The 26161-nt window shown below is 60.6% G+C and carries 23 protein-coding genes and 2 tRNA genes; 11 read left to right on the plus strand and 14 right to left on the minus strand.

Going from position 1 to position 26161, the window contains the following annotated elements:
* Position 1: 1 nt before the first annotated feature.
* From AC27VE_RS00325 to AC27VE_RS00350, 6 genes are all read right to left on the minus strand, one after another.
* A complete protein-coding gene (locus AC27VE_RS00325) occupies positions 2 to 1288 on the minus strand; it encodes a hypothetical protein (RefSeq protein ID WP_488702786.1) in 1287 nt (428 codons plus the stop codon).
* Between the two features lie 166 nt (positions 1289 to 1454).
* Complete coding sequence (locus tag AC27VE_RS00330) at positions 1455 to 4769, minus strand: DEAD/DEAH box helicase (RefSeq protein WP_488702787.1); 3315 nt, start codon at positions 4767 to 4769, stop codon at positions 1455 to 1457.
* A 7-nt stretch (positions 4770 to 4776) separates the two neighbouring features.
* On the minus strand, positions 4777 to 6204 hold the full coding sequence (locus tag AC27VE_RS00335) for a protein kinase domain-containing protein (protein WP_488702788.1): 1428 nt from the start codon (positions 6202 to 6204) through the stop codon (positions 4777 to 4779).
* Positions 6201 to 6905: a PP2C family serine/threonine-protein phosphatase gene (locus AC27VE_RS00340; protein WP_488702789.1), complete on the minus strand. Its 705-nt coding sequence runs from the start codon at positions 6903 to 6905 to the stop codon at positions 6201 to 6203. Before AC27VE_RS00340 ends, AC27VE_RS00335 begins: the two co-directional genes overlap by 4 nt.
* Entirely contained in the window at positions 6902 to 7720 is an 819-nt protein-coding gene (locus tag AC27VE_RS00345; protein WP_488702790.1) for a vWA domain-containing protein, read from the minus strand. Before AC27VE_RS00345 ends, AC27VE_RS00340 begins: the two co-directional genes overlap by 4 nt.
* Before the next feature lie 33 nt (positions 7721 to 7753).
* Positions 7754 to 9154, minus strand: coding sequence for a sigma-54 interaction domain-containing protein (locus AC27VE_RS00350; protein ID WP_488702791.1), 1401 nt, complete (start codon positions 9152 to 9154; stop codon positions 7754 to 7756).
* A gap of 627 nt (positions 9155 to 9781) precedes the next feature.
* On the opposite strand from AC27VE_RS00350, the gene AC27VE_RS00355 reads away from it, so the two are divergent.
* From AC27VE_RS00355 to AC27VE_RS00390, 8 genes are all read left to right on the plus strand, one after another.
* A complete protein-coding gene (locus AC27VE_RS00355) occupies positions 9782 to 10258 on the plus strand; it encodes a hypothetical protein (RefSeq protein ID WP_488702792.1) in 477 nt (158 codons plus the stop codon).
* A gap of 23 nt (positions 10259 to 10281) precedes the next feature.
* Complete coding sequence (locus AC27VE_RS00360) at positions 10282 to 10815, plus strand: AAA family ATPase (RefSeq protein WP_488702793.1); 534 nt, start codon at positions 10282 to 10284, stop codon at positions 10813 to 10815.
* A gap of 297 nt (positions 10816 to 11112) precedes the next feature.
* Positions 11113 to 11703, plus strand: a complete 591-nt coding sequence (locus tag AC27VE_RS00365; protein WP_234818228.1) for a lipid-binding SYLF domain-containing protein — start codon at positions 11113 to 11115, stop codon at positions 11701 to 11703.
* 212 nt (positions 11704 to 11915) lie between these two features.
* The gene (locus AC27VE_RS00370; RefSeq protein ID WP_488702794.1) at positions 11916 to 12896 is read left to right on the plus strand and encodes a helix-turn-helix transcriptional regulator; all 981 of its coding nucleotides are present in this window, start codon (positions 11916 to 11918) and stop codon (positions 12894 to 12896) included.
* 152 nt (positions 12897 to 13048) lie between these two features.
* Positions 13049 to 13681 (plus strand): paraquat-inducible protein A, encoded by a 633-nt coding sequence (locus AC27VE_RS00375; protein WP_488702795.1) that lies wholly within the window; start codon positions 13049 to 13051, stop codon positions 13679 to 13681.
* Positions 13678 to 14310 (plus strand): paraquat-inducible protein A, encoded by a 633-nt coding sequence (locus AC27VE_RS00380; protein ID WP_488702796.1) that lies wholly within the window; start codon positions 13678 to 13680, stop codon positions 14308 to 14310. The genes AC27VE_RS00375 and AC27VE_RS00380 overlap by 4 nt, the downstream gene beginning before the upstream one ends.
* Positions 14307 to 15971: a PqiB family protein gene (locus AC27VE_RS00385; protein ID WP_488702797.1), complete on the plus strand. Its 1665-nt coding sequence runs from the start codon at positions 14307 to 14309 to the stop codon at positions 15969 to 15971. The genes AC27VE_RS00380 and AC27VE_RS00385 overlap by 4 nt, the downstream gene beginning before the upstream one ends.
* Complete coding sequence (locus AC27VE_RS00390; protein ID WP_488702798.1) at positions 15968 to 16594, plus strand: PqiC family protein; 627 nt, start codon at positions 15968 to 15970, stop codon at positions 16592 to 16594. Before AC27VE_RS00385 ends, AC27VE_RS00390 begins: the two co-directional genes overlap by 4 nt.
* Before the next feature lie 101 nt (positions 16595 to 16695).
* Here AC27VE_RS00390 and AC27VE_RS00395 read toward each other — a convergent pair.
* The 8 genes from AC27VE_RS00395 to AC27VE_RS00430 form a co-directional block, all read right to left on the minus strand.
* A tRNA-Leu gene (locus tag AC27VE_RS00395) sits at positions 16696 to 16780 on the minus strand.
* Between the two features lie 164 nt (positions 16781 to 16944).
* Positions 16945 to 17946 carry a Bug family tripartite tricarboxylate transporter substrate binding protein gene (locus AC27VE_RS00400; RefSeq protein WP_280025801.1) on the minus strand — a complete coding sequence of 334 codons (1002 nt, stop codon included), beginning with the start codon at positions 17944 to 17946 and terminating at the stop codon, positions 16945 to 16947.
* Between the two features lie 108 nt (positions 17947 to 18054).
* Positions 18055 to 19230 (minus strand): alpha-hydroxy acid oxidase, encoded by a 1176-nt coding sequence (locus AC27VE_RS00405; protein WP_488702799.1) that lies wholly within the window; start codon positions 19228 to 19230, stop codon positions 18055 to 18057.
* Positions 19227 to 20624, minus strand: a complete 1398-nt coding sequence (hglS, locus tag AC27VE_RS00410; RefSeq protein ID WP_488702800.1) for a 2-oxoadipate dioxygenase/decarboxylase HglS — start codon at positions 20622 to 20624, stop codon at positions 19227 to 19229. Before hglS ends, AC27VE_RS00405 begins: the two co-directional genes overlap by 4 nt.
* A gap of 81 nt (positions 20625 to 20705) precedes the next feature.
* The gene (locus tag AC27VE_RS00415) at positions 20706 to 21647 is read right to left on the minus strand and encodes a LysR substrate-binding domain-containing protein (RefSeq protein ID WP_424626755.1); all 942 of its coding nucleotides are present in this window, start codon (positions 21645 to 21647) and stop codon (positions 20706 to 20708) included.
* Between the two features lie 130 nt (positions 21648 to 21777).
* A complete protein-coding gene (gene secG, locus AC27VE_RS00420) occupies positions 21778 to 22251 on the minus strand; it encodes a preprotein translocase subunit SecG (RefSeq protein ID WP_088587840.1) in 474 nt (157 codons plus the stop codon).
* 21 nt (positions 22252 to 22272) lie between these two features.
* Positions 22273 to 23019 (minus strand): triose-phosphate isomerase, encoded by a 747-nt coding sequence (gene tpiA / locus AC27VE_RS00425; RefSeq protein WP_006223634.1) that lies wholly within the window; start codon positions 23017 to 23019, stop codon positions 22273 to 22275.
* 130 nt (positions 23020 to 23149) lie between these two features.
* Positions 23150 to 24127: an NAD(P)H-quinone oxidoreductase gene (locus AC27VE_RS00430; protein ID WP_006223633.1), complete on the minus strand. Its 978-nt coding sequence runs from the start codon at positions 24125 to 24127 to the stop codon at positions 23150 to 23152.
* A gap of 153 nt (positions 24128 to 24280) precedes the next feature.
* On the opposite strand from AC27VE_RS00430, the gene AC27VE_RS00435 reads away from it, so the two are divergent.
* The 3 genes from AC27VE_RS00435 (at position 24281) to AC27VE_RS00445 (ending at position 26136) form a co-directional block, all read left to right on the plus strand.
* Positions 24281 to 24368 (plus strand) — tRNA-Ser (locus tag AC27VE_RS00435).
* Positions 24369 to 24630: 262 nt separating this feature from the next.
* Positions 24631 to 25125 (plus strand): sigma-70 family RNA polymerase sigma factor, encoded by a 495-nt coding sequence (locus AC27VE_RS00440; protein WP_202803393.1) that lies wholly within the window; start codon positions 24631 to 24633, stop codon positions 25123 to 25125.
* A gap of 6 nt (positions 25126 to 25131) precedes the next feature.
* On the plus strand, positions 25132 to 26136 hold the full coding sequence (locus AC27VE_RS00445; RefSeq protein ID WP_488702801.1) for a FecR domain-containing protein: 1005 nt from the start codon (positions 25132 to 25134) through the stop codon (positions 26134 to 26136).
* Positions 26137 to 26161: the final 25 nt, after the last annotated feature.

A 26161-nucleotide genomic window follows, 5' to 3' on the forward strand; every position in this document is an offset into this window, starting at 1 on the left:
ATCAATACCAGCCCTTAAAAATTTGAACCCATCCGATGACAAAGTCAGCGTATTCCATGGCTTCTTCTCGATCGATCCTTTCTCCCCCTGAATGCCCGGCTTTTTTATTTCGCGCGTCGGCCATATCCAGCAGGCGACTCAGTCGCAATTCATCAGCGGATAACTTGAGGAAAGGATGGCCAACTTGATCAACCGTCCCTAGCAGACCCGCAAACAACAATGCCTTAAGCGAACTGCCCCCTCGCTTTGCAGCAGTTCTCACCTGATCCAAGCGCTGCTCGGACAACCGCTTAATGACATCTCCTGTCAAGCACGGAAGATTGAAGAACTGGAGGTAGTACTGAGCTTCTCCGTCCTTCCAGTCCCGCTGATCTTTCCAGTGGGGCAGTCTCCTGATATCAGCTGGGTACGCTTTCAGCAGCCACTGCAGCACGCTTTCTACCAAGTTATGGGTTTCAATCAAAAGGCTCGTCACATCCTCCTGCCAAGATCTCTCCTGACCTGCGAGTACGGCTCTTCTTCTCAAAACGCTGGCGAGAAATCCCTCAACAAGTGGCACCTTCCGTGACCAGCTGTAGTCCGCTAGCAGTATCAAGTCGATCTGGTTCTCAAGCGATCGCAGCCACTCCTCGGCCGACAAGTCATTCGATCTCGTCTCACCTACTGCGTCAGCGATGTAGCGCGCCAGACCATCGTTACGAGGCAGGACTTCCTGCAATGGCTTGCGCAACCATGATGCCGCCTGCTGAAGACCGAACGGGTCGGCAACAAGCCAGGGTTGTGGCCCGGCGTCGTCTGGGAAGATCCAGGTCCACAACCACATCGGCTGCGTCGAATCTTCAACAAAGCTCAGGCGCTCCATGCGGACACGTGTCGGAAGTTCATCATCACGTTGCTTGGCGTGGTCGTGATCCGTCCGATAGCGCTCGAACGCATCAAAGAGCGCACCCATGTCCAGTGCACTTTCCCGGAAATGATTTATGCGGAACGGTCGATCTTCCTTTCCAGAATCCAAATCACGCAGAAATATAGGGTAACCACGTTCATCGATTCTCTTCGCTTCAATTTCTGGAAGTTCTTCAGTGAATCGAGGCAGCCAGTTTCCCGATATTCCATCCTGATACGCGTATCCCATGCGGACTTCCTCGCTGGCATCCTGAGCCTCTTCGAGAACACGCTCACCTTGAGGAGTAACTGCCCCTAAGGTAGTCATCCAGCCGTTGGGGATCATCTGTGTCGCAATGATGAACGCCACGAGCTCTCTGTCTAGCCCCAGCAGTTCCGCCATCTCCAAGCTATCCTGGCATCGAGCCCGTGCAAGTCCAAGGATCGCCTGCTGGAACAGATTCAGCTTTAGGACACGCTTTGTTGGATATAGAACCTTCCAAACTCGAACAGGCCACAGAAACGGACGCCCACCAGGGGGACGACTCACATCAAAGCGGAGATAGCGATCAGCGACCATTTGCCATCTCCTCTCTGCAAAGCTTTAGGAACGCAGTCAGAGCCGGGACGGCTTCCTCGGACTCGGGGCCTTCAGCCATGCCTTTGTCACCAACCGCAACCAGGAGCTTTCTCTGGCGACTCATCGCCACATTCAAGCGATTTTCCAGCCGCAAGTGACCATACTTACCGTTAAGCAATCGTTCACGCTCATCCCCTTCCTTTTGATCGGAAACGACCACATCGTTAGCTCGCACGATAGATAGGAAGACGACATCAAACTCTTTGCCTTGGAACGCATCGACCGTGCCGACGCGCAGGCGTTCATCACCTGATTCAGTCCGCCGGTAGGATCTAGCGATCCGGATTTCACCGTCCTCCTCCTCCGCAAGGCCCTGGTCGACGAACGCGTCAAGAATGAGGTCACATTGCGCGCGGTAAAAACTGATGACGCCAATACTCAATGTCGGCCCACAAGAATCTGCGATTCGTTTGACTTCTTTTGCAATCGCAATCGCCTCAGCCCTTCTTTCATAACCGGGTTTTAGGAATTTTTCTTTCTCGTCCTGCAGAGGCACGTCCAACCAAGCAGCACATTTGCCTTGGTAGCCCGGAATCGTGTGGGCGAAATCCTGTGCGGGTCGTCCTGAGTGCAAGACGTCAAGTCCCACAGATTCGTAGAACTGCTTGCTAATGAAGTCACCCAGTGTCGGATGCATTCTGTACTGCGTATCGAGCATTACGACGCGCTTGATATTATCGACTTTCTCCTGCTCCCTAAGCTGTTTCACCAGCCGCTCAAAGAGACTCTGCTCATACGCCTTCGCTTGAGCCTCAGTCAGGCTTTGCCTGGAAATGAGTTCATCTTCCAACTTTCGCTGAACAAGGTGAGGTAGCTGTCGATGGTCGCCAACCAGGATGATGCGGCGCCGCGCCATCGCCATAGGAACGAAAAGGTCGAGGGGGTTTGCTCTTGCCGCTTCGTCAATGACAACCGTGTCGAACTCAATTCCTTCTGACGCATCTAGGTCGCTCAACTCCTTCAAACTGCTCATCGCCTTACCAGCTGACTGCTGGCATGTCGCACCGACAATGCTGGCGTACTCGCGGACCGCTCTCGCTGCCTCATTGGGAGCCTGGGCAAGTGCCGCGTGGTACGAGGCCATTACCGCGGAGATGCCACGGCGAGATTGGCGCAACGGCGCGTCGATTGCGTGCTCGAGATCGGCCAAGAAACCAAGTGCTTCTCCGCTCAACGCCTGCTTAAGCTGCGGGGGCCTGTAGTCCTGGCTCAGTCGATCCAGCATGGACCGCTTAAAGGCAGCCAATTCAGAAAGGTCTGCTTCTGTAGCCTCGGCAACCGTTGAAAGTCGCTGGAGCAACATCCACTCCGACTCTTCGAGTTTGACTCCGCCTCGTCGCAGAGTGCGCTCAAGCTGATGAGCTCTGTCGGGGCCGTCATCGGCGAACCCGATGGGGCTGGTGCGCAGAGCCCGGAGCAATCGCACAAGCCCAGCGGGCTCGTTGGCCTGACGCTGGGTTTCGACTCTTTTCTGCTGAGCAAGGAACTCATCCCACTGGTCTTTAATATTGGCCGGGAGACGAACATCCAGATCGACCAACTGCCGCAACAAAACATCAATTTGCTCGAACTGTGTTTGGCGTTCCTGTACCGACAAACTTGCAAGTCTCAATGCCGTGATACGCCGATCAAGCTCTTCCAAGGGCTGAGTCAGGGGCTCGTCCAACTGAATCGCGTCGAGTCGAACAGCGATTTCCTTTCGTTTGCGTTCACACCAAACACCAACGGGGTCGACACCGCCTTCGTCAAGACGCCCGCGACCGCCAATGCGAACGGCAGGCAAGCCAAAGACTTCAGCACGATTAAGGGCGTTATCGACGGCATCGTGCTGGTAACTACTGATCAGCACTTGGTGCTGCAGCGAGTTTTCACTCAGTGTTTCGGCAAGGCGACGCTGCAAAGCTGCAATGACCTGGGTCTTGCCCGTTCCTGGTGGACCAACGATAAGCGCGATATCAGGTGTATTTATCGCCTTCTCCAATGCCTCAATCTGGCGCTTGGTAGGAACACCCTTGAAGCAAGCTTTGGCGTAGGCGGATAAGCCATCGAGCTGACGCCGCCGGGCGCTTGGCGGTGCCACCCCTTCCAGCAGGTAGCTCAATTGCGGTAATCGGCGTCCATCATTGATGGATTGCCTTGCTCGCGCACGACGGGTCTGTACAGCTTCGTCACCCGATAGAGAGTAGTAGATGAAGCCCTTGGCTGGTGGCCGTTCCGAGCGCCGGTCCTGGCTTGGAATCAAGACAACGCCGTCTTTCTCAAACCGCAATACCCCTCGAACTGGGCGACGCCGTCCCCGGTCGCCTTTCTCCGGTGTGTCTTCAACTTCGGAATCAAGATCGAGTTCTTTCTCCCCAAGTTCTACCTGTGTCGTGGCTGATAAACCCAAGGTTTTCCATCGTTTTCGGAAATCCTTCAGGTGGTCAACATCAACTTTTAGAAACCATGCCCAGAGCTCACCCTCGATGAGATCCGCGTTCTTGAACCGAAGAGAGCCAAGCTCCCTCGCGCAATCTCTCGCCTGTTCCCATTCAAGCGCGCCGTATTCCTGCCATAGGCGCAGGTAGCTTCCGTTGTCGCGTAGCGCAGCATCCAAAAGTGCGCGCTGCTCTGTACTCTGAAGCCGAACGGCGACACTGGCATCTTGGAAAGAGATCCTGCCTACGGCCATCGCCACACGTGCAGTAGTCCCCTTGAGACGTGTGACGCTCATCAGTCTCAGCACGCCCGCATCTCGTTTTACGGTGCCTCGCCAACCCGCTCCAAACAGAACGAAACCTTCATCGGAAGCGTTGTCGAAGCGGCCAAGAAAAACACGATTCATTTCTTCGGTCGCCGCGCCATCAGCAGAGATAAATTGATCTCTCAACCAACCCACAGCAGCCTGTACGTCCGGTGCGGAAATCTCACCCCTGCTGGCTAATTGCTCCGCAATGGCCTCATCAACAGAAATCGCCATATCCAACTGGATCTGCTCGACCAAATCCAGCGATTGAAGGTGGAGCACCTTTTCGAGTCGATTTCTTAAAACCCACAACGTCAAGCCACGCTGCACCCGAATCGCAGTTCGATCTTGGTGTCCGGCTACTTTGCCGACGCAGACGAAATCCCCCTGACGTAGGAGATAGTCATTGCCGTGTGCCTGCACTGATACTGCCTCGCCGATCTGCCAATCAGCATCCAGGTCGTCACAAGAGAATTGGAAAAGTTCACTCGACAGAAGAGAAAAATCGCAAAGTTTCATCGTTGGCTCACCAGTTGAAACGCCATACGACGTGCTCTTCTTCTACCGCTCCTAGATGGAGCCAGAAAGACACACCTGAACGACTGTCTGACTTGAGCCGCTGCCGACGCGCAACGGCTACGACTTTGTCATCGGATGCTCTCTGCAAGGAAATTCGCGCACCGGCTGAGGGCTCTATCCACAACCCATCCTTGGCAAGCTGGACAGTACATAGCGGACTCGCATCCGCGTACAAGGACGTTCCCAAGGGCAAGGTCTTCAATTCGGCTGGGCTCATACTTAACACCAGGGCCTTACCTGTGCGAGTCCAGCACTCCTTGCGAATCAACGACTCTGGAACGTCCTCGGGCAAGCCCTCTCGAAGCAGCTCGGGCGGCATATAGCGATATTCCTGCAAGAGGATCGTGCGATTCTTATCCTGAGCGTGATCGCAAAATGGACAAGTCTGCTTTGAGGTGTAGAAGAACGTGCTGCCACAGGACTCGCATTGATCGCAATGACCCGTTGCAGCCTCGAAGGCATCAGCCCATTCACTCAGACTTGGTCGCTCGCCGGGACTATTCAACCCGGCATTGAAGCATCGTTCAAACAGCGCTCGCAGTGGCGCATTGAGCGTGATCTCGCGGGGCAGACCAATCGACAAGGCATTGCTGCGATCAGCTGGGTGATCTACCCAAGGGAGTTCGCCACGGAGAGCCGCATCTTCACGCTCGGGCTCCTCGTCAAGAACGACATCCCCTTTGAGTGGGTGGACCAGCGTGAGGATGCGATATGCCATGACCGCAAAACTCCAACTGTCTGTCAGCGTATTAATGCCAGACTCCCCCCGGAGAATCTCGGGCGCACCGTAATCAGGAGTGAAGACGCCATGCTGACCATCACGCGACTGACTCGCTACGTTGTCTGCATCGATTAACCAGACTTCGGCGTACTCCAGTGACTGCGATGCGAAGACATTTGCAGGGGAGAGATCGCCATAGGCCAATCCACGGCCATGCAACTGAGCCAACACCCGTGCCAGTCGCGCAAGCATCTTCAACCGACGCAGTAGGCCGCCTGTTTTCACATAGCCGGAGATGCCATCATCTGACATCAAGGAGTCAGTCGCCACCTGCATCAGCTCAGTCATTGGGGCCAATCCATCCATCAATTCCATCACGTAGCCGGGCTGCGGCTGCGTGATGACGGCCAACGGATGTGCAATAGGAAGCCCTTCAAGTGGCTGGCGCATAAGTGCGCGGATCTTGTTCGTCCAACCGGCTCGCTTTTCTTCTGTGGTTGCGCGCGCAACTTTGACGAGAACATTGGGGTAGTTGGTCGTGCAGACGATCCCCTGTCCACCTTCGCCGATACGCCCCGTCAACTCATAGGACTGACCATGTTGGTCTAGCACCGTCCTGTTTTTCTTCGGTGCTTCTGCTGTTGTTATGCTCATTCGGATGCCCTAAATATGGCCACCAGTGTCTTGTCATCGCTGTGCAAGGGGGTCGCCCAATCATTCAATTCAGACTGCAGCCAGCGTCTGCCTCGGCGGCGATTCCGAGTGCTTAGGTCTTGATAAAGCGCTTCAAAAAAATCTGCGAGTTGGGCTGGTTCGAGATCATCGGCAACGCCATCTGTCATCAAGACAACACCATCACCTGACTCTGTGAGTTGGCCCTGTGTGGTGCTCCATTTGTCCTGCACGTGAGTGGACTCAAATGCCCACGTCTGATTGCCATAAGCTGTGCGGTCTGGTGTGACGCGACGGAACTGGCCAGCGCATCTCACCAGCAGCAACCCGTCACCCAGTTGCGCTGCATGGACATCGCCTTCAACTGTCACGCGACCGAACAACAGGGTTGTCGCAGCGTCTCTTGGAGTTGTCGGCTCAATGGCTTTTAGCCATTGCTGATGAATCAATGGCAGCGTTGCAGGTAGATCGAAGCTGCTCGATGCGGCGCGCAAGATCCGTCGGGAAACCTGGCAGGCACTGCGTGCACCCAGTTCACTACGTGCTCGAGATCCCAATCCGTCAGCGACGGCCGCAATCCACCCGTCCCGCCAGCCCGTCAAAGCCATCGCGTCCTGGTTAGGCTCGCCCAGGTCTAGGTGTCGGGGGCCGATGACGCTCGCGCCGCAGGCAATAAACCTCATTGGAAGTCGAGGTCCAGTGCGTCGTCATCCGGCGGCGGGACAACGAACGTGGTTGATAGGTCTGGATTTTGGCTTGCGGTGCGAGTGGTAACGCTCATGGTCACTGCACGGAAGAAACGATGGATGTCCCGGGCGTTGTGGGCCTTGAAAATGGGCGCTTCTGCGTCGTTTGCAAAATCTCTCAGCATGGCTTCGTCGGCATCCGGGCCAATTGCCATTGCAAGCCGGGTTGTTTTCTGCGCCCGCTCAGAATCGCAGAGAGCCTTGAAGGGAGCCTCCCAGTCGTCGGTCGGCTGCCCATCAGACAAAAGAATCAAAACGGGCCGGTAGGCTCGAGAGGGGATGCGATCCTTGTCCTCTAGCAACTGACGGGCAAGGTCAAATGCAGCACCCATCGGCGTTACCCCTTCAGCCTTCAACTCCGCAAACCCGGCGACGCTGTGTGCCGCAACCACCGGTAGGTGCATCTGCGCCTTGCCGCCGAAGGTGATCAAGCCCACTTGGATCTCGGCGCGCAGACGACTTTCCTTGGCGAAAGTCGAGACCATGTCCTTCATCGCAGCGTTGAGCGCCTCCATCTTGCCGTTCTCCCCCATACTGCCACTCGCGTCAGCTAATACGATCACGGGTAGAGGCCGGGGCGTGGCTACAGCAAATTTTTTGAGACTGCTCATTTTCTTTGTCCTTTGATCAGATTGATTTTTCGTATTCGGGGTTGGGGCTTTGGGTGGCGAAACCGGCGACTGAGTCGGACGCATCGCGAAATCGCCGACGTACCGGCTCACGATGTCCTCTTGGTATTTTGCAAATCCCATGACCCAGCCTCCAATTAATAAAAGTTCTTATCATTAAGCACAATTCGTGCCAGATATTTTTGACTGGTACTTGAGCAGCCAATTCGTCAATGTTTGGTAGCTACCAAGACCCAACAGCTTCGCCGCGTCAGTCTTGTTTCCGTGACTCTGTTCCATGGCCCTCCCGAGGTAGTGCCGAGCTACATCTGCCATCAGATCAGGCAGCGAGAATCCCTCTCCAAGTGCAGCCCCAAGAATGGAGCCGTCTGTGCCACTGGATGTGAGCGAGAGAACCTCAGCGACATCCTCGGCTGCTATTTCCTCTCCTGGAACCCAGATGGAGGCCCTCAAAAGAGCGTTGTGCAACTCCCTCACATTGCCCGGCCAGGTGTGGCGAAGAAGAAGATTTCTTCCGCCTACAGACAATTGTTTATGTTTGAAGCCTGGCTGTGATGTCGCTTCGCGGTTGACCTGGGCGAGCAAAGCATCGATCAACAGATTGAGATCTCCCTCGCGAGCGCGTAGTGGAGGTAACGCCAAGATGCCAACCGCGATTCGATGAAACACATCCTCTCTGAATCGACCTGCCCGAACCTCTTCCGGCAGGACTCGGTTGGTAGCGACAACGATGCGCACATCGACTTTTCGAGATTTGCTGGCGCCCAGGCGGGTCACCTCATGCTCTTGAAGCACGCGAAGCAGCCGAACTTGTGACGACAGCGGTAGCTCACCGATTTCGTCCAGAAAAAGCGTCCCGCCATCAGCCGCCTCGAAGTGACCAACGCGACCGGCATGAGCGCCGGTAAACGCACCCTTTTCGTGACCAAACAGCTCGGAGTCAATGAGTTCGAGAGGTATAGCTCCGCAGTTGACCGCGACGAATGGTGCGTCTTTTCGCTTGCTGGAGGCATGGATCGCCCGCGCGAAGAGTTCCTTGCCGGTCCCAGACTCACCCTGGATCAACACCGGCAGATCCCGTTGAGCCAGTCTCTGCGCCATCGCGACGACGCGCTTCATCGCACTGCAGCGATGAATGATGCTGGTGAACTCTGGTGCAGCGGGAGGCAATCCTTGAACAAGGTGCGCGAGAGCCTCATCAGCTTGCTTGCTTGCAACTGGAAGAAATTCAGCGGCTAAGTCGAATGGAACAACGACAGGACGCACGCCATGCTCGCGAGAGGACTCTATGAGGCTGGCGCCGTACTTAGCTTTCGCCAACAGCACCCACACAGCAGCCATGGCAGGGGTGCCCGGGCTCACATGGAAAGTGATTGGCAGTTCAGGTGAAGAAGAGAGCGTCGCAGACACCGCTCCGTTGGCTGCAACGTATATGTCTTCGAAATCGGTGGGGCTGCGCAGTTTTGCGTACCGCACATCTGTAGCGCCCGTAAATTTTCCGCTCAGCCACGCAACGAAGTTCTGCGTTTTCTGCTGCCCGTGATCTGACAGGAGCACCAGACGCTCATACGCCCCCGTCTCCAGCGCCATCAAGATGGGGCCGCAGTCCGCGCCCGATGCATCCTCCGAGGCGCGGAGGTCTGTATTACCTATCCAAGCAAAAATTGTGCGCATCAGGCAGAAGAAATTATATTGTTACATAATTTTCATTTTACCCCTGCTTTGGAAAGATAAACCCAGCATTCATTATCCGAACGGAATGACTGCTTGTTACAAAACATTTGACATTGGAGTGAACTCACTGACCGACTGCATCCGCTGCAAAACGGACATTGAGCGGTAGCGTCCGAATGGCAGAGACGGGTCGGAAGCAGTCAGAAGCTCTCCCTCAGAGGCCGCGACAGTCCTCCAGGAGGAAATCGGGCCGGCGGTCTACTCCCAAACGATTGTCGACATGCAGAACCGGCTTCAACTGCGCGTTTCCGAATGGAATCTCGAAGTCCGCGAGGAAGAATTCCCCAATAGGCCCAATTATGCGAATTGGCAGAACAAGTGGCGTAGCTAACGCCGCTGTCAGCGCGCGCCTATACAGATCACAGACAGACCACTCAATAATGGCACCCGCGATCCGTGACGCATGTCTCGCCCTTAAAATGCACACACCGCCACCACGCATCACTCAACATGGCACTCGCACCGGAACCCTACACCCCGCGCCGTATTGCCCACATCGACACTTGGCGCACTGCTGACCACGCGATCAAGGTCTATGGCATCCATCGGGATCCCAATTGGGCTTCCCCTATTCTTTCCGATGCCGTCATCGCCTCGGCGCGCGCCACCGTACAAGATGTGCTGACCACCCCTGCGCGCGACGAGCGTAGCTATGGGCTGGGATTCTGCATCGTGCACGTCGGAGAGGAAGCCGTATGGCTGCTGGTGGATTGGTGGATCTCGGGCGGGATCGTGTGCCAGCAGATGCTGTCAGCGCCTCTGGCGCAACCGGACCGGTTCACGCCGGTGAGCGCGCCGGCACTGGCGTGCGTCTGGGAACTGGTCGTCACGACGCATGAGCGCAACGCTTGGGTGCGGCACATGCTGACCACCAAGCCCAACCCGCCTGCGTACCTTGAAGACATATTGCCTGCGGGCCCCTATTGAAAAATCCACTTCTACGGCACGATATGTTCAGCCCCAAAGAAATCCTCGTCCTGACAGGGCCACCCGGTTCTGGCAAAACGACCGCGGCGAACATCATTACGCAACTGCCAGGCAGTCCAAAGGTCCACCTGCATGCGGACGACTTTTGGCGTTTCATCAAGACGGGGTCGATCCCGCCTTGGCAAACCGAAGCCCAAGGCCAGAATGCCACGGTGATCAATGTCTTGGCCCAGGCGGCGGCCGGCTACACCAACGGAGGCTACTTTGTGTTGGTGGACGGCATTATCGGGCCGTGGTTTCTCGACGCTTTCCGCGGCCTAGGGGTGGCCCTACACTACATCGTGCTTCGTCCGGATCTTGCGCAGGCAATCAGGCGCTGCCAGGATCGGGGCGGGGACACGCTGACGGATCCTGCTGCGATTTCTGTGCTGTACCAGCAGTTCGAAAACCTGGGCACCTTGGAAGCCCATTCCCTGTCGGTTGAAGGTCTGAGCGTTGACGACACCTGTGCTGCGATCGGCAAGGCGGTCGATACCGGGCGCTTCCGATTGCGCTGACCTTGACGGGACTTGAGTCCGATTCCCGGCTCATCTCCCGGAAACCGCGACGTTAATAATTCCTGACCGTATTAATTCTGGATATCGACCCATCTTGCAGCAGAGCGGGAATCTAGCGTAGATTAAGCCAATAATTCATCGACGTCTTGCCATTTGGCGCCAAATAAAAAACAGGCAATTGGCTCGATAAGAAAATGCGAGCAAAGCCTCAATACGCCCTATTGACAAGCATTACCTCGGTCTGAATACTCGCTGCGCGCCGACTTATTAGGCGTATAACGAAACCCGAGGTCTTTCATGTTCATGGCAAGTCGTAAACACTTGGATTGTGTTCGCAGTCGTTTTTCTTTTTATCTGCAGTCGGCCTTGCTGGTGTTCGCCTGCGCACTGGCTCCGACGGGCGCAGCCTTTGCCGACTCTGCGCTGGCGATCCGCAATGATTCCGCAAGCGCGTTGCAACACCTTTACGCTGCCGAGCCAAGCACGAAAGAACTGGGCGAAAAAGCGGTGGCGGTGCTGGTTTTTCCCAAGATCTACAAGGCCGGCTTCGTTGTTGGCGGTGAGCACGGACAAGGCACCCTGTTCAAGGGTAAGGAGCCTATCGGCTATTACGAAATCTCCGCCATGTCCCTGGGCCTGCAGGCAGGTGCGCAGACGTTCGGCTATGCGCTTTTCTTCATGAACCAGAAGTCGCTGAACTATCTCGAAAAGAGCGATGGCTGGGCGTTGGGCAGCGGCCCGAGCTTGGTCGCCTGGGATAAATCCGTGGCTTCCAGCCTGTCTACCACCACCTTGTCCCAAGACGTTTTTGCCGTGCCCTTCGGCGCCCAGGGCTTGATGGCGGGCATGGGTCTTGAAGGCTCCAAGATTTCCAGCATCACTCCCTGACGACATCGATGGCTGGGCAAGAGACGCGTCGGCGGCGAACGCCGCCGTCTCCTTTTTTGCACCGGTTTGTCTCACCCGGATTTTTTTCAATTCCTCCCGAAGGAGCGCGATGTAAATTCGCCCACGATTTCTCGCAAATCGATGCGTAGGGCAAACAATTTTCTGCAGAGGTGGAGCGTCCGGCAATCTGGCTGACGGTAAAGCCTGGATCCATGTCGAACGCCAACCCGTCCATCAAACTCAGAAGCTTCCTGCACATCAGCCCCTACCTGGCCAGTCGGGGCGTCTCTCCGCTTGAATTCTTTCAGCGCGTGGGAGTTTCTCCGAATATTTTCCAGACGCCTGATATCTGGCTTCCACGCACTCTGTGCTTTCAGATCGCCAACGACATGGCGGCCATCGCAGAAGACTCCTTTGCCGGCGCCTACGTCGGCCGCTTGATGGAGTTGGGTTCACTCGGCGCATGGGGGCATCTGGTGCTGCGGTCGGAGAATGTGGCCCAGGCCTGTGCCATGGCAGCGCTCAATGCGGAAATGCTGCATCAGGGCGGAGAAGTCCGCATCGTCACGGAAGGTCGCACGACGCGGCTGATCCATCGTTTCACGGGCGCGCTGGAAGCAGATCCGCAGCAGTTCATCCTGGGAAGTCTCGCGGTGCTTCGCAAGGTGCCGCTGATGTCCGGCGAACCCTCGGCCATACGCGTTCACTTGCAGAGTTCGCGAACCCGGGGCGATGACGCGTTGGAAGAATGCCTGGGCCCCCACATCGAAACCGGGGCCGACTACAACATGATCGAATTCGACCGCGACTTGCTTGAAGCGCCGCTTCGACCATTGAAGGACGACTCTCACAAGATCACGCAGGCGCTGCAGTCGACGGTCGATACCGCAGGACTGCTGATCGAGCGGATTTCGGAGCAAGATGACATCAACCTCAGATCCGTCGCGAAAGAAATCGGCATGTCTGCCCGGACGCTGCAACGGCGGCTCAAGCACAGCGGGGTCGATTTCGAAGACTTGCGAGACGAGACCCGCCGTAGCGAGGCGCTTCGGTTGATCCGGCTGGGCAAGTATTCCGCGACCGAAATTGCCTACATGGTCGGGTATAGCGATCCGGCGCATTTCACTCGTGCCTTCAAGCGTTGGACGGGCCATACCCCGTCCCATTTCCGTTCGGCGCAACGCGAGCGTTAGTACTGGCTAAGCACTTTGGCATCGAATGGCAAGCCCGGGCGCAGCATCTTCTGTAGCCTCGCGGGGCTGCGCTAGCGGGCAACTCAACAGCGGCAGTCGGTTGCAAGGCGCAGGCCTTCGCAAGGCAACAGCACGGTTATCCATTCAAAGACATGAACGTTTATCCACACTTGGTGGCCTGCGAACATTGCGACAGCGTGTACCAGCGCTGCACGTTGGCGGCAGGCGAGGTCGCGCGCTGCCGTCGATGCGACGCCGTGCTCCAACGCGCCAACCCGATGGATGTGAATCGGTGGCTGGCGTTGACCCTCACGACAGCGGTCGTATTCGTGATCGCGAATGTCTGCCCCGTCGTACGCATCAGCCTGAACGGAACGCATAGAGAGGCGACGCTGTGGGAATTCGCGTGGTCCCTCGCCCAGGGCAGCGTGGCGCCCCTTGCGATCATCGCCGCGCTGGTGATCATCCTGGTGCCGCTTGCGCAGATTGTCCTGCTTGCATGGGTGCTGCTTTATGCGCGAGCTGGCCATCGCGCGCCGGGTTTTGCCCGGGCCTTGCGGATGCTGACGCTGTTGCGGCCATGGAGCATGGTCGAAGTGGGCATCCTCGGCATCCTGGTGGCGATCATCAAGCTGATCAGCCTGGTGGAAGTCACTCTGGGCGCGGGCGTCTGGGCGACCGCCGCCCTGATGGTATTGCTGACCGTGATTGCCCATCGAGACCTTGCTGCGCTGTGGGATCAGACCGAAGGCGATCCGGCATTGCGAAGCGGCATCGCGGCATGAGCAGGCAGCCCTTCGCAGGCGATTTGTCGATCGTCGGCTGCCACACCTGCGGCCTGGTTTGCGACCTGGATACGTCCGGGCGAACGCAACAGTGCTCTCGCTGCGGCTCGACGCTCCACCATCGCCGTCCCAACGGTATTGCGCGCGCCTGGGCGCTGCTGCTGACAGCCGTCATCTGCTACATCCCGGCCAATGTGCTGCCCGTCATGCACACCAGCCTGCTGGGCAAGGGCAGCAGCAGCACCATCATGGAAGGCGCGGTGGAGTTCTGGACATCGGGCTCTTATGGCATCGCGTTCGTGATTTTCATCGCCAGCGTGGCAGTGCCTTGCGCGAAATTCCTGATCCTCGGACTGTTGCTCGCGACCTCCCAACGGCGTAGCCGATCGGCGACGCGAGAGCGCGCCAAGTTGTACCGCATGGTGGAGTTCGTCGGGTACTGGTCGATGCTGGATGTGCTGGTGGTGGCCGTGGTGGCCGCGCTGGTGCAGTTCCAAGGCCTTACCGACATCTCTCCTCGCGTCGGCATCCTTTTCTTCGGCATGGTCGTGATTTTCACCATGCTGGCGGCCATGTCGTTCGACCCCCGACATATTTGGGATGGTGAAATCAATGGTGGTGATGAATGAATGATGCTTCCCGGGAGCTCCACGGGCTCGACGCTCCTACGGTGATACCGCGCAAAAAATGGCGGATCTCGCTTATCTGGCTGGTGCCCGTCATCGCCGCGCTGATCGGCCTTTCCATGCTGGTGCAAACCTGGATGACCGAAGGCCCCGTGATCAGTATCACGTTTCGCACGGCCGCCGGCCTGGAAGAGGGCAAGACCTTGGTGAAGTACAAGGACGTCAACGTGGGCACGGTGACGGCGATCGGCTTGAGCGAAGACGGTTCCCGTGTGGTCGCAACGGTCGCGCTGGATAAGGATGCCGCGAGCCTGGCGCGTGAGGACTCCCGGTTTTGGGTGGTGCGCCCGCGCATCGGCATCGATGGGGTTTCCGGCGTGGATACGCTGCTGTCCGGGGCATATATCGGCGTTGACCGGGGGCAATCGACAGAGCCCGGCAAGGAATTCACGGGCCTGGAAAGCCCACCCACCGTCATCGGCGACACACCTGGCCGGTCTTTCGTTCTGCATACCGAAGATCTCGGCTCGCTGGACGTCGGTTCCCCCGTCTATTACCGACGGATCCAGGTCGGCCGTGTTGCGTCATACCAACTGGGCGAGGATGGCAAAGCGGTCGCCCTGCGCCTCTTCGTCAACGCGCCCTACGACCGTTTTGTCACCACGGAAACGCGCTTCTGGAACGCCAGCGGGGTGGACGTCTCGCTCGGTGCGGACGGATTCAAGCTGCAAACGCAATCGATCGCCACCATCCTGGCGGGGGGTGTGTCCTTCGGGACGGCCCCAGGCGTGGCCGGCCAACCCGCTGCCGAAGATACGGCCTACGAGTTGGCCAAGGATCAGCAGGCCGCGCTGGCCCCGCCCGACGGGCCGTCGCAGACCGCCTATCTGGTCTTCGAGCAATCTTTGCGCGGCCTGACCATTGGCGCGCCCGTGCAGTTCGATGGCATGGACCTGGGCAAGGTCATCTCCATCAAGCCGGATTACGACCCCGACCGGCGCCGCTTTCAGTCCAAGGTCGGCGTTGTGGTCTATCCGCAGCGGCTGGGCGAGATCATGGAGAAAATGCCGGCCGTCGACGGCACCGAGGAAGACCGGCTGGTGCACATGCTGCAAGAAATGGTGGCGCACGGCCTGCGGGCTCAGGCAAGAACAGGAAATTTGCTGACCGGCCAGCTTTACATTGCCCTGGACTTCATCCCGAATACGCCCAAGGTCGTTTTTGATCCGCAACGTCGTCCGATAATGCTGCCCACCGTCAGCGGCAGCTTCGACCAATTGCAGGAGCGGGTCGCCAGCATCGTGGGCAAGATCGACAAGATGCCTTTGGACAGCATTGGCCGCAATCTTGACGCGTCCTTTGCCAACCTGAATAAAGCGCTGCAGCAGGTCAACGGCCTGGTCCTGCCGCAGGCCACGCAGACCCTGCGCCAGGCCCAACAAACCATCGGCGCCGCGCACGGCATGCTTGCCGAAGATGCCACGTTACGGCAGAACCTGGGCCAGGCCCTTCAGGAAATCCAGCGCGCCGCGCGCTCGGTACGCACCTTGACCGACCTGTTAAGCCGATATCCCGAGGCAATGGTGCGGGGCCGCCCCAAGAACGCCACCCTCGAGGCTTCCACAGAGCCGCCAGCCCACACGATGGAGACTCCCCAGCGATGACCCGACCTATTCGTATCAGCCTCCTCGCCCTGACCCTGGCGCTGGCAGCTTGCAGCGCGTCTACACCTGTCCGCCATTACACCTTGCTCACCCCTCAGGGGGACGTGGCGCCTCAGGGGCCGCCAGCGCGCTTCGTGGTCGACGTGCTGCCCGTGACGTTGCCGGAGTATCTGAATCAACCCCAACTGGTGGTCAGGCAAGACGACAGCGGCATGCTCGCCGTCCTGGATGACGAGCGGTGGCTGGGGCCGCTGGACGAAGAGATACGCAACGCCTTGTCGGCGCAGTTGGTCGATCGCCTGGGCACCCAGGACGTCGCCGGCCTGTCCTTGCCCAGCGACGGGCAGGTGATCAGGGTGAAATTGCAGATCCGCCGGTTTGACGCGTGGCCGGGAAAGCGGGTGCAGCTGGAAGCGGGTTGGACCCTGGGGGACGCGCGGGCCCCTGGCAGCGCCAGGCTGGTCTGCCACGGACGCTTCGAGGAACCCGCGGCCGCCGGCTATCCCGCGCTTGTGCAAGCGCAGCAGCGCTTGATCGCGGCGTTGGCCGAACGGATCGGCCAAGACGCGACGACATGGTCGGCCTCGCGCCAGTCGAAATGCGGGGCCGCGCAGATGTCCTAGACGGACTGCTCCGCCCCCAGAAGCAAGAGAAGAAAAGCAAAAGCAAAAGCAAAAAGCCCGCTGAAACTTGACGTTTCAGCGGGCTTTTTACGAGGAATTCTTGGTGCCGACGGCGAGACTCGAACTCGCACAGCTTTCGCCACTACCCCCTCAAGATAGCGTGTCTACCAATTTCACCACGTCGGCAAATCCAAACCAGAAAAGCATGCCTTCCTGGAAAGTCGAGCATTCTATCACGCAATTAGGCGTTCTGGCGAGTCGGCCCCGTTTTTGGGCCCGACCTTCCCCTCAGCCAGCCGGGTGCGCGGGCGGGAGCCGGGCGGATCACCGCCCTGCCCCGCCTAGGGCAATCAGTTGATCTGCAGGTTCGTCGCTTTGACGACTTCTCCCCACTTGCGGGTTTCGCTTTCCATGAAGGCCTTGAATGCTTGCGGCGTGTTGGGCGGCGGGGGCATCAAAAAGCCGTTGGTCTGATAGTTGGCGGCCAGGGCGGTGTCCGAAGTCAGCGCCTTGTTGATGGCGGCGTTCACCTTCAGCACGATTTCCGGCGGGGTGCCGGCCGGCGCAAACAGGCCGAACCAGGCCGCCACGTCGAAGCCTTCCACGCCGGATTCGGCGATGGTGGGAATTTCCGGCGCGAAGGGCACGCGGGCCGCTGTGGTCACCGCCAGGCCAGTCAGCTTGCCGGCCCGCACATGCGGCAGCAGCGGCGGCAGGTTGTCGAAGATCGAGTCCACCTGGCCGCCCAGCAAATCGGCCACGGCCGGGCCGCTACCGCGATAGGGAACGTGCAGAATGTCGATGCCGGTCTTCATCTTGAACAGCTCGCAGCCCAAGTGCGCGGACGAGCCGTTGCCGGGCGACGCGCAGGTCAGTTTGCCGGGGTTCTTCTTGGCATAGGCGATGTATTCCTGCACCGACTTGACCGGCACGCTGGCATTGACGGCCAGGATGTTGGGCACCACGTTCAACAGCGCGACGGCGTCCAGGTCCTTGAGCGCGTCGTACGACATCTTGGAATACAGCGACTGGTTGATCGCCGTGGAAATCGACCCGACGAACAAAGTGTAGCCGTCGGCCGGAGCGCGGGCGACGGCTTCGGCGCCGATGTTGCTGTTGGCGCCCGGCTTGTTTTCCACAATGAAGGTCTGGCCAAGTTCCTTGCCCAGCACGTCCGCAATCATGCGGGCGCTGATGTCGGTCGTGCCGCCCGGGGCATAGCCCACCACCAGCCGGACAGGCTTCGCCGGATAGCTGTCGGCCTGGGCCTGGGCCTGGACCTGCACGTGGCCCGTGGCCGCGCAGGCCAGCAACGCAGCCATGCCGGCCATTTTGAAATTCATCTTCATCATGTCTCCTCCTGTTGAAAGCGGATCGGCGCACGGCAATGGGTGCGCCCGTATTTTTTAGTGGTGTGGGGCAATGCTGCCCCGGTACGGCCGGTCGGCCGCCTGGCCGTTCTAGGCGGCGCAGGCCGCGCGCACCGGCGCGATCAAGTCCGGCGTGACGTCAGCCAACGTCCGGCAACCGAGCAGCGCCATGTTGGTCGAGATTTCGCTGCGGAATATCTCGGCGACTTTGCGGATGCCGGCGTTGCCGCCGACGGCGGCGCCGAACAGCTGGGGACGGCCGGTGAAGACCATGCTCGCGCCCAGGGCCACCGCCTTGAGCACGTCGGAGCCGCGGCGAAAGCCGCCGTCGACCATGACCGGCAAACCCGCGGGCACGGCGGCCACGACCTCGGGCAGCGCCTGCAAGGGCGATATGCAACCGTCAAGCTGACGCCCGCCATGGTTGGAAACAATCACACCGTCCACGCCTGCGTCGACGGCCAGCCGCGCGTCCTCCGCGTGCATCACGCCCTTGAGCACGAGCTTGCCCGGCCAGTTTTCCCGGATCCAGCGGATATGCTCCCAAGACAGCTTGTCGCGCTCGCCACGAAAGCCGTTGGGCGGGTCTTGAGTGATGGGCGGTCCGATTTCCTCATACAGGTTCGCAAAACGCGGCACCCCGCTGCCCAGCAGCGTACGCATGAAGACGTTCACGCTCCAGCGCGGATGGCGCATGCCGTCCAGCACCACGCTGGAACTCATTTTGAATGGCACCGTGAATGCCAGCTTCTGCAGGTTTTCGCGATTGGCGCCCACGCAGGTATCGATGGTCACCACCAGCACGGGGATCTCGGCCTGGCGCAGACGCGCGATCAGCTTGCCGATGCGATCGACGTTGCCCGGCAGATAGGCCTGATACCAGCAGCGCTTGCCGGTCGCCTCCTGCAGCCGCTCCAACGGCACGCTGGAGGCGCCGCTGATGATGAACGGAATCTTGGCATCCTGCGCAGCGCGCGCCAGTGCCAGATCGCACTCGTGCATGACGATGGCGGAGAACCCCGTCGGTGCGAAGCCGACCGGCATGGCATAGGTCTGGCCGAAAAGCTCGACCTGGCTGCTGCGCTGATCCACCACGCGCAGGCCGCGGGGCCGAAAACCGATGTCGCGCAGTGCCCGGACGCTCTCGTCGAGCGATGCGCCGTCTTCCGTGCCGCCGCAGACGTAACCTTCGACGCAGCGCGGCAGGATGCGGCGCGCCTCACGTTCGAAGTCGCGCACCGACAAGCAGCGGTTCAAGCGGCTCATGCCGCCACCGGGGTACCGGTTTGCAGGCCGAGCACCTGCAGGCAAGCGGCCAGGGAACGGTCCTGCGTGTCTTGGTAAAGCGCCAGTTCGTCTTGCACCGGCGCGCCCAACGCGGCTTCGAAGGCGGTCTGGCTGGCGTTCTGCGCGTACTCGGCCTGGGCCTTGTCACCCAGGTTCGACTGGAAGATGCCCGCGGCGCTGACCGGCAGGAAGTCCTCGTACACCAGCGGCTCGAACCGGATGTAGCCCAGGCTGATCAGCGACTGCACGTCGCCCGCTGGCGCGGGGCCTTGCTTGCCGGTCAGGAAGTAGCGGAAATAGCCCAGACCCTGATCGTGCAATTGCGCATAGTCGTCCGGGAACGCGGCAAAACAGTCCTGCAGGTTCTGCATGTAGGCGGCGGCATTGCTTTCATTGGGTGCACCCTGGATACGGCTGCGCGCCAGATCCAGCGACTGGTCGTACAGCGCCCGGCCTTTTCGGGTCAGGGCGATACCGCGCTGCTCGATTTCGCCGAAGCGGGCGGTATGGCTGCCCACCCCGTTCTGGCCGTCCGCCCCGGCGAACAGGACCGGCTCTTCCAGCGCCTTGAAACTCGTTTGACGCAACAGGATCGGGCACTTGCGCAGCGGCGGACCTTCGATCACCGCCTTGGCCGACACGCCACGGCGCGGCATCTCGGCCTGGGCCTCGTCGATGTCCAGCGTGCGCGGCGTCAGATGGTTGATGTGCGGTCCGTTGAAGGCCACCACATCGGCAATCAGGCGATGCTGGCCGTGCAATTCCCGGTAGTCATCCAGGCTGACCGTCGCCTCGCTGTGCCAGCGGAAGGTATGCAGCGCTTCGGTGACGAATTCCCGGGCGTCGGCGTCGTTCAAGCCGCCTTGCGTTTCGAAGCGGCCAGCCAATTCCAGAGCCCGAGCCGTAAAGATCTGGCGCGCGGCCAGAATACGGGCGGCCTTGTCGCGCAACGCGACGTCGTCAATCAGTTCCAAGCGCAGCAGCGACGTGAAGACGCGGAACGGGCTGGCTTGCAGAGAGGCTTCGTGCGTGGCGCGAAATGCCGTCGAATGCACCGGCACGCCGGCCGGCGACAGGTCGTAGTAACCCACCGGCTGCATGCCCATCACGGCGAACACACGCCGCATGTTGGAAAGCTCTTGGGGCGTGCCTACGCGAATCGCGCCGTGGCGCTCGATGTCCAGGCGTTCGATTTCGCCGGTGCGCGCCAGTTGCTCGGCCAGTTCGGGCTGCTCGGCCAGCGTCTTGGCGTTGACCTCAGCCACCAGGTCCAGCAACGTGTCGTACAGCGGCACTTCCGCCTTGTACATGTCGGACATGGCGCGGGAGAACCAGGCGCGGATCTGATCGGGATTGACGAAGTTCTGACTCATGGCGGGTTCGGCACATCGGTAAACAGGGATGGCCCGCATGAAATCACGCCCGGCAGGCGCAATCAAATGAAAAAATTCGGCCTAATCAGTCCGTTTTTTCATGGATCGCGCGCGCAGGGCGTCGCGGTCTCGCTTTTGCGTGGCCTCTTCTTCAACCCACGCCACGAATTGCTTGATCTTCGGGACTTCGGCGGAGTGTTCGGAATAGGCCACGAAGTAGGCGCCGTCGCTGGGCTGCACGTAGCCCCAGGGGATGACCAGCTTGCCAGCCTGCAGTTCTTCTTCGGCCAGCAATCTTGGGGTCAAGGCGATGCCGCAGCCGCCTTCGGCTGCCCGCACGCACATGTAGAACGTGTCGAACCGGGGTCCGTGATAACTGCGGTCGGACTGGAATTGCTGATGCGAGAAATAGTCGTGCCAGGCTTCCGGGCGGGACGCGCACTGGATCAGCGCGTGGTCGCTCAGCGCCTCCAGGCTGGGCACTGCATCTCCGGGCAGAAAGCCGGGCGCGCACACCGGCACTACCTCGGCTGCGAACAGCTCGCGGCATTGGGCGCCGGGCAAGGTGCCATGGCCGAAGAAGAAGGAAATGTCGATCTTGGCCTGCATCAGATCGAACGGCCGGGTTTCACTGCGTACCTTCACCTGGATATCCGGATGCGCGGCCATGAAGCGCTGCAGCCGCGGAATCAGCCACCGCGCGCCAAACGTGGGCTGCGTGCCGATGGTAAGCACCTGGGTTTCGCTGCCGTAGGTCAGGATGTAGCGGGACGACATGTCCACCTGGTTCAGGATCGCCCTGACCTCGGACTGGTACAGCGCCCCCGCGGGCGTCAATTGCAGCCGCCGGCGCACGCGCAGAAAAAGCGGGTTGCGCAACAGCGCCTCCAGCTGCGCGATCTGCTTGCTGATCGCGCTTTGGGTCATGTGAAGTTCTTCGGCGGCGCGCGTGACGCTCATGTGCCGCGCGACCGCATCGAAGCTCTGGAGCGCCATCATCGACGGCATCAAACGCTTTTCCATGGGGGCCGATCCGAAATGTCCGGCGCGGGAGCCGGACTGCGATGACAGGATATCCGGCCTTGCAGCCCGAGGCACGGCACCAATGAAAAAGGCCGGCGTCAGACGCCGGCCTTCTTGTCTACGCTGGCGCTTACTTCGCCGGCGTTGCGGGCGTGTCGGCCGGCTTGTCGCCTGCTGCGGGCGCAGCCGGAGCCGTGGGCACGGAAGCGTCGGGCTTGGCCGGCGCGGCAGGAACCGAAGCGGCGCCCGGGACGGACGATGCACCTGCACCCGGCGCGGCGGGCACAGAGCCCGGCACTTGCGGAACCGAACGGTCGGACGGGAAGCTTTGCATCACGCCGGAATCCACGGCCGGGCCGTTGGTGCCCTTGTGGCTGACGTAAGCCAGGCCAGCGGTGGATGCGAAGAAGACCACGGCGGCCCACTTGGTCGCGCGCGACAGGAAGTTGGCGGCGCCGGTGGCACCGAACAGGCTGCCGGACGAACCGCTACCGAAAGCGGAACCCATGTCGGCGCCCTTGCCCTGCTGCAGCAGGACCAGAACGATGATAGCCAGCGCCGAAAAGACTTGGACGGCCAGCAGAAGTTTAAGCATCAAGGGCATTACAGACTCCGGAACGGAAACTTAGATGGCGGCAATACGCAAAAATTCTTCAGCCACAAGCGACGCGCCGCCGACCAGGGCTCCGTCGATATCAGTCATGGCGAACAAACTGGCGGCGTTGGCAGCTTTGACGCTGCCGCCGTACAAAACCTGCACCTGCGCCGCGCCCAGCGCGCGCAAGGCGGCGCGGATGGCGGCGTGGACTTCTTGCGCTTGCTCGGGGCTGGCGGTGCGGCCAGTGCCGATGGCCCAGACGGGCTCGTAGGCCAGGACCATGCGCGACACAGCGTCCGCGCCCAGCGCCAGCACGGGCTTCAACTGGCGTTCGATGACGGCCAGGGTGTTGCCGGCCTCGCGGTCGGCCAGCGACTCGCCTACGCAGACCACGGGGGTCAGGCCGGCGGCCAGCGCGGCTTGCGCCTTGGCGGCCACGACTTCATCGGTTTCACCGTGCAGCACGCGGCGCTCGGAGTGACCGGCCAGCGCCCAGCGGCAGCCGAATTCTTTCAGCATCGCACCGGACACTTCGCCGGTGTAGGCACCCTTTTCGTGCGCGCTGACATCTTGCGCGCCCCAGGACACGCTGCTTCCGGTCAGGGCCGAACCGGCTTGCGCCAGGTAGGGAAACGGAACACAGATGCCGATGTCGCAGTGGCTCGCGGCATCCGCGGCGCGCAACTCGGTCAGCAACGCGGCGTTCTCGGCCAGGTTGCCGTGCATCTTCCAGTTGCCCAGCACGAGGCGGGCGCGGTTTTCGACTGAAGTCATGGCGCAATTGTCAGAGAGGGTGAGTCCCGGGGGATGACGCGACCGCCCACGGGCCTGCCTGGAAAAAATTCCAGGCGAAACCCGAGATTGTATCCTGTTGCGCGGCGATACGCCGAACGCCGCGCGTTTCTTACATTGTCAGGATGATTTTGCCGATATTTTCGCCGCCTTCCATCATGGCGTGCGCCTTGGAGGCCTCGGCCAAGGGGAAAGTCGCGTGCACGATCGGCTTGATGGCCCCTTTTTCCAGCAAGGGCCAGGCGTGTTCGCGCAGGGCGCGCGCGATGGCGCCCTTGAAGTCGATGGACCGGGGACGCAGCGTGGACCCGGTGATGGTCAGGCGGCGGCGCATGACCTGAGACGTATCCACATCGGCGCGCGCACCGCCCAGCTGGGCAATGATGACGATGCGGCCGTCATCCGCCAGGCATTGCATGTCGCGGGCGATGTAGTCGCCGGCCACCATGTCCAGGATGACGTCCACGCCGCGCCCACTGGTGGCGTCCATGACTTCCTTCACAAAGTCCTGCGTCTTGTAGTTGATGCCCTTTTCGGCGCCCAGCGCTTCGACGGCACGGGCGCGGTCGTCGCTGCCGACCGTCGCGTAGACCTTGTTGCCCATTGCACGGGCCAACTGGATCGCCGTGGTGCCGATGCCGCTTGCGCCGCCGTGCACCAGCAGGATCTCGCCGTCGGACAGACGGCCGCGGTCGAACACGTTGCTCCAGACGGTAAAGTAGGTTTCCGGCAGGCCGGCCGCTTCGATGTCGGACAGGCCCTTGGGGATGGGCAGGCACTGGGCGACGGGCGCCACACAGTATTCGGCGTAACCGCCGCCCGCCACCAGCGCGCAGACCTTGTCGCCCACGGCAAAGCCGCTGCCGGCCACGTCGCCGCCCACGATTTCGCCGGCCACTTCCAGGCCCGGCAGGTCGGACACGCCGCGCGGCGGGGCGTAGTTGCCCTTGCGCTGGAACACGTCGGGGCGGTTGATGCCCGCGGCGCTGACTTTGATCAAGACTTCACCCGCGCCGGCCTCGGGCGTGGGGCGTTCTACGGGGACCAGAACCTCGGGGCCGCCGGGGCGGGAGATTTCTACAGCTTGCATCGCGTGCCTCCTTTGCAGCAAATGGATTATTATTGCGCCCTTTACGGCATATCGCGTTGTCGTTCGGGCAGAATGTTTGCCTGACGGCCGAATCGCCGGACAGCGAGTGCAGGTCAACCAGGCCTTCACCCGCAAGACAAATCAGCAGACCCCGGAAGCGTGGCAGAGTGGTCGATTGCACCGGTCTTGAAAACCGGCAACGGGCAACCGTTCGTGAGTTCGAATCTCACCGCTTCCGCCAAATATCGGCATCATCAGGGCCCGTCGTCAGACTGCGGCCCGAACCGCCCCCCGTGCAAGCCTTCGGCTGCGCGCCATCACCGGCCGTGGCCGCCGGCTCCCTCCTCTTCCGACGTAAAGCCCTGCCCTGCAACACTTTTGTGTGAAGGATTGCGCGCGCGCCACCCGGATTCGGCAGGTTTTACAATGAGAACGATTATCCTTTAATATTCCAGGGCTCCCACTTCCCTGCGACGTGCTTTGTGTCGACCTCCTCTGATCAAGTGCACCAGCTTTACGACAGCCACCACAGTTGGCTTCGGACATGGCTGCGCGGGAAGTTGAACAATGTGCATCAGGCGGCGGATCTGGCCCACGACGTGTTCGTGCGAGTCCTGAGCAAGCCCTCGGACCTGGATCAGGTCCGCGAGCCGCGCGCCTACCTGACCACCATCGCCCGCCATCTGTTGTTTGACCACTGGCGTCGCCAGCAGATCGAACAGGCCTGGCTGGAGACCGTGGCGGCGCAGCCCGAGCAGTTCGCTCCGTCTCCCGAAGAAACCGCCCTGGCGCTGGAAGCGCTGATGGCGGTGGACACCATGCTCAACCGGCTGGGCGAGCGGCCACGGCAGGCGTTCCTGATGTCGCAGGTCTACGGCATGCGCTATCACGAGATCGGCACCGCCTTGGGCGTGTCCGAACGCATGATCAAGAAGTACATGGCGCAGGCCATGCTGCATTGCCTGGCGCTGGACATGTCCGCAGCGCCGGCGGCGTAGTCCACCATGCCGCAACGCCCGCCGGAGGCTTCCGCGGATTCGGTGGAGTTCCGCATCCTGCAGGAGGCCGCCAACTGGTTCGCGCTGCTGGCGTCGGATTCGGTGACGTCCCAGGATCAGGAGGGCTGGCGCCGATGGCTGGCGGATTCCACGCAGCATCGGCACGCCTGGGCCCGGGTCGAAGCCATCAGCGGCCAATTTTCTCCCTTGTCCACCGACGCCACCCGCGTCCCGTCCATGGCGGCACTGCAATCCGCCGAGCGCAGGCGTCAGGCGACGCGGCGCCGCGCGTTGGCCGGCCTGGCTGCACTGGGGTTGGGGTCCTTATTGGGTTGGGCGGCATGGCGCGATGGGCGCGGCGCTGCCTGGCTGGCGGCGATGAACGCCGATTACCGCAGCCCTTTCAGCGGGACGCGCGCCGTCACGCTGCCGGACGGCACCCGAATCTGGCTCAATGCCGATACCGCCTTCAACACCCATTACACCGACGGACTTCGGGAAATTGTCTGCCTGTCAGGTGAAATACTGGTCGAAACTGCCGCGGATCCCGCGCGGCCCTTCACGGTACGCACCGCCGACGGCCTGCTGCGTGCGCTGGGAACGCGGTTCACGGTCAAGCTGGAACCGGGCCAGACCTTTCTGGCGGTCTACGAAGGCGCGGTGGAAGTGCGGCCTGCCGACGGCGCCACACCGCCGCAGGTGGTGGCTTCGGGACAGCAATTGCGCTTTACCCGAAGCGCGATCGGCGCAGCGCAGGCAGCGGAACCGGCGCGGCAAGCCTGGGCCTCGGGTGTGCTGCTGGCGGAAGACACGGCACTGGGCGAACTGGTGCGGACCTTGAGCCAATACCGCAGCGGCTACCTTGGGTGCGATCCCCGCGTGGCCGCCTTGCGGGTCACCGGCGCCTTTCCGATTCACGACACCGACCGGGCGCTGGAAATGCTGGCGGCCGCCTTGCCCGTGCGCGTGCGCACGACGCTGCCTTGGTGGACCACCGTGGATCCGCGCTAGGCAAGTTCCCTTTTTTTGCGGCCTG

This window comes from Achromobacter sp. 18P8.1.1 (genome assembly GCF_057799415.1).